Annotated in this window: 9 protein-coding genes; 5 read left to right on the forward strand and 4 right to left on the reverse strand. The window is 40.2% G+C overall.

Annotation, left to right across the window (positions count from 1 at the left end; translation table 11 throughout):
- Positions 1-482: 482 nt before the first annotated feature.
- Positions 483-2,873, reverse strand: a complete 2,391-nt coding sequence (locus tag CDG76_RS31285; RefSeq protein ID WP_094352738.1) for a CHASE2 domain-containing protein — start codon at positions 2,871-2,873, stop codon at positions 483-485.
- 126 nt (positions 2,874-2,999) lie between these two features.
- On the opposite strand from CDG76_RS31285, the gene CDG76_RS39275 reads away from it, so the two are divergent.
- Positions 3,000-3,134: a hypothetical protein gene (locus tag CDG76_RS39275; protein ID WP_257236628.1), complete on the forward strand. Its 135-nt coding sequence runs from the start codon at positions 3,000-3,002 to the stop codon at positions 3,132-3,134.
- 156 nt (positions 3,135-3,290) lie between these two features.
- Here the strand turns inward: CDG76_RS39275 and CDG76_RS31290 are convergent, their stop codons facing one another.
- Positions 3,291-4,496, reverse strand: a complete 1,206-nt coding sequence (locus tag CDG76_RS31290; protein ID WP_094352932.1) for a DUF1822 family protein — start codon at positions 4,494-4,496, stop codon at positions 3,291-3,293.
- 25 nt (positions 4,497-4,521) lie between these two features.
- On the reverse strand, positions 4,522-5,712 hold the full coding sequence (locus tag CDG76_RS31295) for a sigma-70 family RNA polymerase sigma factor (RefSeq protein ID WP_094352739.1): 1,191 nt from the start codon (positions 5,710-5,712) through the stop codon (positions 4,522-4,524).
- 625 nt (positions 5,713-6,337) lie between these two features.
- On the opposite strand from CDG76_RS31295, the gene CDG76_RS31300 reads away from it, so the two are divergent.
- Both CDG76_RS31300 and CDG76_RS31305 read left to right on the forward strand, forming a co-directional pair.
- Positions 6,338-7,216, forward strand: coding sequence for a phosphodiester glycosidase family protein (locus tag CDG76_RS31300; protein WP_094352933.1), 879 nt, complete (start codon positions 6,338-6,340; stop codon positions 7,214-7,216).
- A gap of 105 nt (positions 7,217-7,321) precedes the next feature.
- A complete protein-coding gene (locus tag CDG76_RS31305) occupies positions 7,322-7,633 on the forward strand; it encodes a threonine dehydratase (RefSeq protein ID WP_094352740.1) in 312 nt (103 codons plus the stop codon).
- A gap of 325 nt (positions 7,634-7,958) precedes the next feature.
- Here the strand turns inward: CDG76_RS31305 and CDG76_RS31310 are convergent, their stop codons facing one another.
- Positions 7,959-8,168 (reverse strand): hypothetical protein, encoded by a 210-nt coding sequence (locus CDG76_RS31310; RefSeq protein ID WP_094352741.1) that lies wholly within the window; start codon positions 8,166-8,168, stop codon positions 7,959-7,961.
- Positions 8,169-8,555: 387 nt separating this feature from the next.
- Here CDG76_RS31310 and CDG76_RS31315 point away from each other — a divergent pair, with 387 nt between their 5' ends.
- Both CDG76_RS31315 and mutL read left to right on the forward strand, forming a co-directional pair.
- The gene (locus CDG76_RS31315) at positions 8,556-9,605 is read left to right on the forward strand and encodes an adenosine deaminase (protein WP_094352934.1); all 1,050 of its coding nucleotides are present in this window, start codon (positions 8,556-8,558) and stop codon (positions 9,603-9,605) included.
- A gap of 469 nt (positions 9,606-10,074) precedes the next feature.
- Complete coding sequence (mutL, locus tag CDG76_RS31325; protein ID WP_094352743.1) at positions 10,075-11,832, forward strand: DNA mismatch repair endonuclease MutL; 1,758 nt, start codon at positions 10,075-10,077, stop codon at positions 11,830-11,832.
- The last annotated feature ends 109 nt before the right edge of the window (positions 11,833-11,941 follow it).

The following is an 11,941-nucleotide window of genomic DNA, read 5'->3' on the forward strand; positions in this document are numbered from 1 at the left end:
AGTTTCGCATTTATCAATTGGGTTTCTCACACTAATTGCATTGATGAATCGAATGCAAGGCGCTATTCCAGACAACTTATATTCTGAGGATTTCTTATTTTCCTCTGGTTAGAGTGATGGAAGAGCGATAAGCTAAAAAACATCTAACTTGCATAATCGAGTTAAGTATAACTCTTGTGGGGTGGGCATCCTGCCTGCCCAGTATATGCAATTTAAATGTGGAGCAGCTTATTAATGGCTCAAACCTGCAATCAAGGTATTTTCAACGAAGAGGCAGGGGAAATGACTCCTGACTCCTGCTGTGAAGCTCCCGCGGAACAGGGGTCTGAGTCCCCCACTTCTATTAAACTTCTATTAAGTGGTTTTCGTTCAGGTGGGGTCGAATCCCCAAGCTTTGAGCACTTACCCCCTCATAATGATTATCATTCTTGGTTAAATATATGCTTTCAATTTTTTTGAGTAATTTATTCCTTGGAAGTCCCTTACTCAACTAATGATTGTAAAGTAGTGGAAAGTTGCCGACGACTTGGAATAAATATAATTACAACACCGCCTGCAACCACGGCAAAGGCAGAAGGAATAAATGGCAACCATAGCCCTTGTTTTAAAAGAGCGATCGCACAAACTCCATATAATATGACAACTGTCACAAAGATAGCGCATCTCTTATCTAAGAGCGATCGCACCCACCAAATAATCAGACTCCCAGCTACAGACCAACCGCATATCCAGAGAATATCGCCCCAGTAAGGCAAAACCCAAAGAATTGGACGTTGGTCTAAAACTGCACTCAAAACTTGGCTAACCATTTGTGCTTGTATAAATACCCCTGATATTTCTTGGTAATCTTGTTGTGCAGTACTGTAGGGAGTTGACCAAGTATCGCTGACTGTATTAGCTGTCACTCCAACGATAACTACCTTATCTTTAAATGATTTACGATCAAATTTATTACTCAATACATCATCAAGGGAAACTCTCTGATAATCTGTATTACGGTAATTGACAAGTATTTGATTTCCGCCTAAATCAACTCCTTGTTGATAGGCACCACTGCGACTAGGTTTTAAGCGTTTAAATACTTTAGAGCCAAACTGTACATAATCTTCATTAAATTTAGGTTTAATATTTTCATAAGATAAGTAACGAGTAATTAATTGCAACGAGAGCGAATAAGGCGTTGTACAAGTCGAAGAAGGCTCTTGTGCCATCATCAAAATTTGCCGACGGACGATACCATCTGGGTCTTTAATTGCATCAGTAAAACCCTGACGTTCTACAGGTACGTCTTTCGGAGGTTTAACACCTTGGAGATCGTATTTACTATCGCGGCTTTTGCAGACAACAACAACGTTCTCTTTATTAAGTTCAGTCGGAAGTTGTATTAGGTTTGATTTGTTTGGGGGATCAGCGAAGTCTCTATAAATATCCAGTCCAACAACTCGCGGTTGATACTTTTGTAATTTGTTGAGCAATTTAGCTAACGTACTATCCGAAATGGATTTCAATCCTTTGGTCATGTCTTGTCGTGATTGAATATCTTTTTCAGTAATTTCGACAATTATCAACCTTGGATCTGGATCTTCCTTGAGTCCCAGCCGTAGCATTCGATCGAAAGTTTGCAATTCGATTTTCTCAAAGACTCCCAAGTATCTCAAACCTACCGTTGAAACAGCCACAAGAAAAGTACTAAGTAGTACATTCCAAAATTTAGATTTTGATGTCGCAATTTTACCTTTTGTCGAAATTTTACCCACAAATTTAGTATTATCAAAATTGCCACGCAGTTCTTGCCACGTAGTCGGAACAGTTGTGGGATTTTGACAGATGACTGGCAACCAACTGGCACAAGGAAATTCATTTTCCAGTCCTTGAAGTCTTTCTCGCGCTTCTCGCACAGCCAAGTAAAATGGTTTGCTATCTGCAAAGGCAGTAAGGAAGTTTTTTAAAAATTCCTGTGCGATTAAATCTGGCACTCCTTCCCTCATTACAATCATTTGGGGAATGTTTAAATCCGCTAAATTTCGTCCTAAACCAATTCCGTCACAAGAGTTGAAAATTGCTAGTTTCAAACCGCGTCTAATTGCTGCCTTTAGTCCATTTTTCAACTGCGAAATTGTTAAGCTTTCTGTTTGATTGATGCAAATTTCCCCAATTTCTCCGTCAGCAAGACTATTGCTATGTCCGGCAAAAAATAGAATATCCCAATCCTGATTCCATAAATACTCATCAAGTGTTTGCCGTGTTGGTTCTATAAGAAAGGTGGTTTTGGCATCTGTTAAACCTTGTAACAAATAGGCGTCTTTTTCAATATCAATACCAACTCTATTGCCTAAAATTGCTAAAATTTTGACTTTACCTGTAGGAGATTTTTGTAATAGCTGAGGAGATTCATACTCATGATTGCTCAAAGCTAATTCCGCTTTCGGGTAATCTTCAAAAAAATTCCATAGATGCCAAGGCAAGCGATGCAGTAGAACTATATTTGTTTCAATAATTACTCTAATTTCATCATGACGACTAAGTAGAGTTCGCAACTGCCGTTCAATATTCTGAAATGACTCAAATTTCAACCAAGCATTGATATTTGCTTGTAGCTGTTGACACACTTCATCGAAGTCATTAACAGAAATATTGGTTATGTCTTGTGAATGTACTTTTATCCGTTGATTGTTACGATCCAGACGTTGATGAACTGCTGCGTAGAGTAACTGCCATCTGCGGTAGAGTTCGCTTAGTTCTGGGGCTGGTGGTAGACTCCCAGTTAATTTCACGGGTACAAATTGGTTCTGACACCAAAGTTGAGCCGTGACAACAGGAAATCCTTGATTTAAATCTCCTCCCAAGAAGCTGAAGACAACTAGCTTACTCATAAGTTAAGTGGACTTTGCCATTCGTGATTAACTAATGACTAATCAACAAAGAGCATTCTACTTATGCAAAAACTCCAAAGGAAAGTGTAGTCATTATAGTACACAAGACAAATTTGGGCTAAACCTATGACCTTCGAGGAAAAACAAAGTTTACAAGCCGCCGCAAAAGAGATTGCATCAATCTTGTATAAAAATACATCACCAGAGGCATTAAAAACTTTTGAAGGTATCGAAAAAATAGTCCGTAGTTTACCGCCGTAGGCAGCGTTCTTTGCTTAAGCATTTCAGCCCTCAAATCGCCTTTTTTTATCGAACAAACTACGGGTATAAGCAAAGGACGGACTACTTATATCTCAGTACGGTTCAGTTAAGGATGCTCCCAATCAACACCAATTTGACACTGCTGGCTCCTAATAACTAAATTATGAAATTTTCTGTTATTTGATAATTATTCAGATCAATCTGGATGCTGAAACATTCTCCTACTTCCCCATCAAAGAGTTTCAACTGCACATAAATATCTTGAACTCTTGCTTGTACTTGTTGAAGTATTTCCCCTCGATCTGAAAGTAAAACTAGCTTGATATTAGCAGGTAGGTTAGGTTGATTACAAGCTGGATGTAGCTGCACGCGAATCCTAACTTGTTGGTTAGCTTCTGGTATTAAGGCAACTAATAAAATAACTTTTTGAGCCTCTATTTCTATTCCCCAGTCAATCAGCTTGGCGCGTTTGATAGCGGTAGCATTTAACCCGGAGGAAGTGCGGAAATTAAAAGCTAGGCTACTGGAGTTTGGCTCAAAAAAAGTCTCTATAGCTTGCCAAGAAGTATCGTAAATCTGCTCCAACCAACGACTGAGATTCACTTGTACTTGTGAAAATTGCGTAGGCGCGGCTTGTCGTAGATATCGCAACCTTTCTTGGTACAAACGCTGTCGCCACTGCTCATTCTCTAGTAGCACTCCCCAAGTTGTAAATGGCACTGCAAGTCTAGGGAATGTTACAGAGGGATTACCTAACCGTTGCACAAGATTTTCTGCTTGAACAGTCGATAATTCTGGTAGTGGAGCGATCGCACCTTTCATCTCCTCTGTTCCACAAAATTGGTAGGTCATCCAAAAAGCATTAAGGTCTTTAATTAAGTGCCGTGCATCTATACAATAAGTCCTATCTACTTGGTCATAGTCTGCTAGTGATTTAAGTTTTTGATGGGTTATGTAGCCCCAAATTCTTACCCACTCACCATCTGGTGTGACTTGCACTGCTAAATAATAGTCTGCTGCCCAACTAGGAATATCTACCCATTCTTGAGGAACTTCTAACTCGCTATCATCAATTGCCTCGCTAGGAATTAAAACGACTCGCTTTTCCTTTAACAAAATTGCTGTGCCATTGACAAATTCCCAAAAAGCAGGAATACCAGGGGAACTGTGCCAGATACTTGCTTCTGGAACATATTCAGCTTTTACCCAATTCAAAAACCCATGAAGGCAAATTTGATTCATGTAAGCACGCCAGCGACTGCTAGGTGTGGCGTACATTTGGCTTTCTTGCCAAGAACGTGTCTGTAATGATGGTGATATTTCTAACAATAGTTCCTGCGGTTCTGTAAAAGCGGAAGTCATTTTTACTACCTCATCCTTCATAATCTCAGCGAGATTCCCCATACTTAACTTTCAACCATTCTTCCAAAGCGATACTCATATCATTAACTAGGTTGGAAGTTACAGAAATATTAAGCGTATCTTGACTCCATTGGATCAATGCTGAAAGCATTGATTCTCTCGCTTTGAGCAGTCGGCGAGAAACAGTAGGCTGACTAATTTGTAGGTGTTCTACAATCTGTGGCTGAGTTAACCCCTGTTGGTAGTAAAGTTTAAGTATTTCCTGAGTTTTTACCTCAAGAGTTTGTAATTTTTTTAACAAAACACCTTCAATCTGAAATTGTTGATTTTGTTGGTTTTGGGCATCCTCTTGGGCTATCATCTCTGCAATTAATGAGTCAGAGGATGGATCTGGCAAATCAAAAGTTGTTGTGGAGTCATCTTTTGATATTGCTAAATTTAAAGAACTAACAGGTGGATACAGATAACCACGCACGTACACAGATGTCTGGGTTAGCCACTGTTCCATTTTCTCTCTCGTGCATTGTGGAGTAGGTTGAGTTAACTGATTTTGGCGATCGCGGTTGTAGAGGTTGACAATAGCTTCCCAAAGTTGAGGTTCTGGTTCTGGTAGTGACTTTGTGCCACCTGGTTGGTTTTGAACATACAGTTCTTTGAAACAAGTCCAGGCGAGTCGATATTGGGCAATTAGAATCGGTGATAATCCAGCTTGAGCAAGAGCTTCTAATAACTGCTTTTTGCTTACTTTGCGTAACAATGCCCAATTTGTACAAATATCAGCTTCTTTGCGTTGGCGTAAAATATCTTTTAGCCGACTGGGAACTGCCATAGTAGCATAGGTTTTTAAGCTAGAGCATTTTTCTAGATTAAAATTTTTGAGAATTGTTTCAATTTCAGCATTCGCCATTTGAAAATAATCTGCTAGGCTATGTTGACTATTTGTAAACTTGGCAATTGTTTTTTTAGCAGCCCAATAATTTGGTTCCTGTAAATAAGCAGATAAATGCATTCTAGCAAGGCTATTAGATTGCTCTCGCCAACACTTGTACCAATGTAACGCCCAAAAATTTTCTGAGTTAGGGACGAATGGTGAAGACTCCAAGCAATTTTGAATATTTCGATGCAGCTTGATATCAATCAGCCATTTGCTGAATCTGTCTCCTTCCAACTCAACGAAGGTTGAGAACATCTCGATAATTTTTTGACGAGGACGCATAAGCAGTTAAAAATTTCAATTGATCCGAACTTAAGCAACTATCAAAGCCGCAGATACTTCTGTGGACAATTGCAAAATACTAATTTTCTAATTTGCAATTCAATAACGTACATATTTTATTCCTTGATGTTTTGTGAAGATAACTCTACTCATATTCTGCTGAATCTAGATAATTTAGTTATTTTAAAGTTAAATTGGCGTAAAAAGCGATTTTAAGCGTTGCATAAATGCGGCATAAATCGAGTCAACACTGGTTGAGAAGGTCTAGCAAGATATTGTCTCTTAACTTTTTGAAAATTACCTTGCCAATTTCCGTGTGTCGAAAAGTGTTTATCGATTAGCGGTTATACGTCCATACGCTCTATTTGAGTTAGAAGTATAGGTATATCATCGACTCCTTCGTTTGTAATTATGGGTTCAGTAGCCATAATTGCGAACACATACCTAATTGAGTCTATTTGGGAATATGCCCTTCGGTACACTTTTGACTATCTACTTTTCCTAAATCCCTAAAAAATGCGCGAACCGGGAATAATTAAAGTTAATTGCTTATTTTTCAGCTTAAAGTATTTTAATTAAATCGATTAAATCAACTTTTTTGAGCTAACCGCACGTGAGTTTAAAAGTGAGAAAAATCAAACTACTGGCTTTGATATTAATTAGTTTGGCAATGGTGTTGTGGTTTAATTTGCGTTTTTCAACACCGTCAATACCCACTATTGCGGCTTCACCACCAAAAACTATCCGCTACTTCGATCGCACTTTGCCCCAAAGCATCGCTCACATCGTGTTAATTCCAGCTAATAGCAAATTTTTGGTGACTCCTGCACTATCACAGAAGGTAGCCACTGTAGAGGAATTTGCGCAAAAGTATCAAGCCGTGGCTATTTTGAATGCAGGATTTTTTGACCCAGCCAACCAAAAAACTACATCTTATGTTGTCCGACAAGGAAAGTTGATAGCCGATCCCAAGGAAAACGAGCGGCTGGTGAACAATCCCAACTTAAAATCTTATTTGGGTCAAATATTCAATCGCGCAGAATTCCGTCGCTACTTATGTGGGCAAACTACCCACTATTCCATTGCCCTACACAGTCAGTCACCACCAGCAGGTTGTCAGTTAGTTGATGCTATAGGTGCTGGGCCACGCCTATTACCGGAACTCACCTTGGAAAAAGAGGGTTTTGTGGACAACGCTAATAAACGAGATGCCCTTGGCAGCAATCAACCCAATGCCAGAACTGCTGTAGGTATCACCCGTGATGGTAGCGTTATTTTAGTTATGGTGGCTCAAAAACCCTTGGCTCCCGCAAACTCTGGAATCTCTTTGCCAGCATTAGCTGACTTGATGAAAACTCTTGGTGCCGATCGAGCGATGAATCTGGATGGGGGAAGTTCGTCTTCGCTTTATTACAATGGGAAAACCTTTTACGGGAAGGTTGATTTGGAGGGAAATTCTATCAAGCGTCCTGTGAAGTCAGTTTTGCTGGTTCAGGAAAAGTAGGGCTGTGGGAATTATACCTACCCACTGGTAGATTTTTGCCATATCCTCAATTCCCGAATCCGAATTGAGTCACAATGGTAATAGGCAATCATTAAAGGTGCTGTTATGCTTCGTCTAACCCAAATTATTCGGAACTTGTTCCTTCGTATTGAAGGCTTGTTTGGTGTTTTATTCCAAAGTATTTCTAATTTTTTCGGAAATTTATTTGGTTTTTTTGGCAAGCTTTTCGGATTCTCTCAGCCTGGTTATTTCTTGGAATCCGATGGGGCGCAAGACGTAAAACAAGCTTCAGCTAAACAGCCAATTGAAACGAATCGGGATAACATTGCTAAAATTGCTGCCACTAACCGCCGTCGTTCTAATGCCAAACTTGACGACTACTACCTAAACATGGCTCGTGATGTGAAAAAGAATTAACAAAAGCCATAAATTAGATTTTTATCTCAGAATTTTATCAATTACTGTTCTCTATGCTAGTGGTATGTCCTATTAGTTATGATGAGTGAATGAGTTTGTAGTAAGGACTTTATTTAGTCCTGGATTTTTAAGTACTGAACTGCTTACTACAAACTGATTATATTTAATGGGACAAGCCACTAGGTAGTGTAAGGTTGCGAAAATCATCCAGCCATAATTAACAGATTTGTATCTGCGTAGGTATCACACCTTTGACAAAAATTTTGTCCAGTTTGAGGCTGGACAATAGCTAGAAATATTTTTGAGATTGAATATTACTTGATTTTTAACTTACCAAGTCAACTAAGGCGTTGCTTTGGAAGCGAACTATAGATGAAACTGAGCAACCGCGATAATTCTCAGAAGTGAATACTGATAGTGTGATATTAGCTTGACCTGGATCTAAAATGCGTTTTACCTTACAGGTTTGCATTTTATTGTTGCAGTAAGCAATAATCCGATCGCCAGCCTTGACTTCCAACGCTTGAATTTTCAATTAATACCAACCTTGCCAGGAATTTGCTTTGTTAAAGGAAAAATATATTGCTATATCTCACTCGTTTGACAATAGCAATGTTCTTTTAGTATAGCACAAAAATTAAGGATATCAATGCTATCAATTTAATCTTGGTAATGTCAAGTTGATTCATACTGCAAATACTAGTGCAGGAGGTAGGAGGCAGAAATTTATCTGTTGCTTTCAACCCTATCTAATTCCAAGCCACCAAATCGTTTGCGCCGTTTATCGGTCGGAGTATTTGTTGAAATTCAGATGTCGGGAAACCTCTCCTTTAAAGAAGTTGGAGCTAAATTTTTTTGATGGAATATTTTTCTCTCAATGTTTTTGTTACAATCATTGAAATTTTTACCTAAAAATACCACTATGGCTTTATATGCTGAATTACATAGACATCTAGGCGGCTCGGTCGTACCACGAGTTTTATGGCGATATTTCGAGCGGCATTCTTCGGAGTTAATTTCCCGCTTTGCTGACTATTCAGATTTTGAAGATTTTTATACCCGCCCACGTAACACTCTAGATGAGTATCTAGAATTACACACCTTGGTAGAAAGCGTGCAAACTGTGGAGACTTTGCCTTACTTTATCTATCGCTTGGTGCGGGGTGCTTACATATTTGAAAATTTGGCTTATCTGGAACTGCGCTACACTCCTTATTTGCGGACACCTGAACATCTGAGTCAATCGGAAAGAATTGACAAGATGGCAGAAATTGTGCGGGTAGTAGGACTTGCCAGCCATCAGCCAGAATATCCGATTGTTACTAGCCAAATTCTCTGTATGCACACGCGCCTACCTTATGAGGTGAACAAGGCGATTGTGGATTTGGCGGCGCAAAATAAACAGTATGTCTGTGCAGTAGATGTAGCCGGAGGTGATAGTTATTACGCCGATCGCTTAGAAGAATGGATTAGCTTATATGATTATGCGCGATCGCTGGGCGTTAACACCACGGGACATCTATATGAAACCACCGCTGGTTGTTACCCAGAACTGCTACCATATCTGATGCGGATTGGTCACGGCATTCAAATTCCCCTACTATATCCAGAGCTACTTAATGATGTGGCTAGACGCGGACAATGTTTGGAGGTTTGCCCGACAACTTACCTACAAACTGGAACTTTGCAGGATATACGTCAACTCAAATTAGTTTTTGATCGTTGTTTTGATGCTGGAGTCGAGATTGCTATATGTACTGATAATGCTGGATTGCATAATGTGCGTCTACCATTTGAGTATGAGAATCTCTTGACTTACAACATCATTAGTTTTGAACAACTACAAGCTTGTCAAGATGCAGCTTTCCGTCATGCTTTTGCTTGGCCTTACAGTCAACCTCCTGCATCACTGTTGAACGGTTTGCTCAAACCTGAACCACCGAAAATTCTGTCCATGAGAGATACTAATTAACGAATCGCCTAAAGATATTCATAAAGTAAGGTGATTTAATGTTAATTAATGTTGCAATTACTAATTTTTTCTGATGCGATAGAAAAAGTTGTAATGCACAATAAATATCTTGCAATAATTAATGTTTTAGAAATTAAACCACAAATAAACACTGATAAATTATCTGTGTTTATTTGTGGTTCTTTTTTTGCGGAGAAAGAATTCTTGCTATCAGTCGTATATAGCTAAATACAGTTCGGTTAGCGCCAAAAAGATTAAACTGTGTAAGTTGGGGAGCCGCTGCGCCCTTGCGGTTTCCCGACTTATTCGCTTTTAGCGTTCCCGCAGGGTAGCAAGTGGCGTTTGAGGAACGAAACCCAACATTTCCTGGGCTTTGTTGGGTTGCGCTTTGCTTAACCCAACCTACAATTTTTCTTAACTGAACTGTATTGGTATATAGCGTGCCCCCAGAAGTTATAAACTATAATTTATGGCATCTACTATTCAAGCTCTACCAACAGAAGTCGTATATCTCATTACAGCTGGAGAGGTAATCGACTCTTTAGCTTCTGTGGTGCGGGAATTGGTAGAAAATTCCCTAGACGCAGGTGCAACGCGAATTGTGGTTTCTCTGTGGCCGCAGCAATGGCGAATTCGTGTGGCAGATAATGGTTGTGGAATGAACCTAGATGATTTGCAACAAGCAGCCACAGCCCACAGCACTAGTAAAATTCGCTCTAGTGCCGATTTGTGGAAAATTAACAGTTTAGGGTTTCGTGGTGAGGCGTTGCACAGTTTAACGACTCTGGCAGATTTGGAAATTTTGAGTCGTCCTCTGGGGGGAAATTTAGGATGGCGAATAATTTATGGCGATGGCGGGAAAGTTGTACAAGTTGAAGCAACTGCGATCGCACCTGGTACAGTAGTTACAGTTTCTCATCTTTTCGGTAATTGCTCATCACGTCGTCAGGGATTGCCCACAACAGCACAGCAAATGAAAGCTGTGCAAGCCACAATTCACCAAATCGCTATGTGTCATCCTCACGTCACCTGGCAGATTTGGCAAAATGACCGTCAATGGTTCACTATTTGTCCTGCTGCCACAACTGGACAACTACTACCGCAGATTTTACCGCAAGTGCGACAAGGTGACTTGCAAGAAATAAAACTCGAAATACCCAACCCTCCCAACTCCTGTACAGACGCGATTAATCGCGTCTCTCCTCAATACTCTTGTACAGACGCGATGAATCGCGTCTCTCCCCACTCAGCACTAAATTTAGTGGTAGGATTACCCGATCGCTGTCATCGCCATCGTCCAGATTGGGTACGTGTAGCCATTAATGGCAGGATGGTTAAGACACCAGAACTAGAGCAAACAATATTATCAGCATTTCACAGAACATTACCGCGCGATCGCTATCCAATTTGTTTCTTACATCTTGCCATTTCCCCAGATCAAATTAACTGGAATCGCAATCCAGCAAAAACAGAAATTTACCTCAACGAAATCATTTATTGGCAAGAGCAAATTACCCAAGCAATTAACCAAGCACTCAGCATCTCTTCTAACAATCTCAAAGAAGCTGTTCACACAACACGAGTTAGTAAATTACTCAAAGCCGCAGAAGCAAAAGGCAGCTACAATTTCAATTCTCAAAATCCTAACGAAAATCCCAAAACTCCTAACTCCTCACTCCCAACTCCTAACTCTTTAAAAGCTGTCGCTCAAGTTAGCAATACTTATATTGTGGTGGAACATTCAGGCGGTATGTGGTTAGTAGAACAGCACATTGCCCATGAGCGAGTTTTGTATGAGCAATTATGCGATGATTGGCAACTCGTACCCGTCGAACCGCCAATAATTCTTTATCAATTATCGCCAGCGCAAGTATTGCAACTGCAACGCATTGGTTTAGACATAGAACCTTTTGGCGAACAACTTTGGGCAGTCCGTAATATCCCCGCACCTTTGCAGCAGCGAGACGACTGTGCAGAAGCAATTTTAGAACTTAGTTGGGGGGGCGATTTACAAACAGCCCAAGTAGCTGTCGCCTGTCGCAGTGCCATTCGTAACGGTACACCGATGAATCAACAAGAAATGCAGACACTTTTAGATAATTGGCAACGCACTCGCAACCCCCGCACCTGTCCCCACGGACGCCCAATTTATCTATCTTTAGAAGAATCAGCTTTAGCTCGGTTTTTCCGGCGGAATTGGGTAATTGGAAAAAGTCATGGAATTTGATAGCCGAGAAACTGAGAAAATAGGGATTCTCTTTCATAAGATAGAAGCGATGCCTTCTTTACGAGAGGCTTCTCTTTCAGAGACGCTAACGCGAACGCCAACGACGAGC

Source organism: Nostoc sp. 'Peltigera membranacea cyanobiont' 210A (assembly GCF_002246015.1).
Lineage (GTDB): Bacteria > Cyanobacteriota > Cyanobacteriia > Cyanobacteriales > Nostocaceae > Nostoc.

Excerpts from the sequence above, each read along its gene's own strand:
- mutL (WP_094352743.1), top strand. The coding sequence starts at position 10,075 with ATGGCATCTACTATTCAAGCTCTACCAACAGAAGTCGTATATCTCATT.
- CDG76_RS31290 (WP_094352932.1), bottom strand. The coding sequence starts at position 4,496 with ATGACTTCCGCTTTTACAGAACCGCAGGAACTATTGTTAGAAATATCA.
- CDG76_RS31315 (WP_094352934.1), top strand. The coding sequence starts at position 8,556 with ATGGCTTTATATGCTGAATTACATAGACATCTAGGCGGCTCGGTCGTA.
- CDG76_RS31295 (WP_094352739.1), bottom strand. The coding sequence starts at position 5,712 with ATGCGTCCTCGTCAAAAAATTATCGAGATGTTCTCAACCTTCGTTGAG.
- CDG76_RS31305 (WP_094352740.1), top strand. The coding sequence starts at position 7,322 with ATGCTTCGTCTAACCCAAATTATTCGGAACTTGTTCCTTCGTATTGAA.
- CDG76_RS39275 (WP_257236628.1), top strand. The coding sequence starts at position 3,000 with ATGACCTTCGAGGAAAAACAAAGTTTACAAGCCGCCGCAAAAGAGATT.
- CDG76_RS31285 (WP_094352738.1), bottom strand. The coding sequence starts at position 2,873 with ATGAGTAAGCTAGTTGTCTTCAGCTTCTTGGGAGGAGATTTAAATCAA.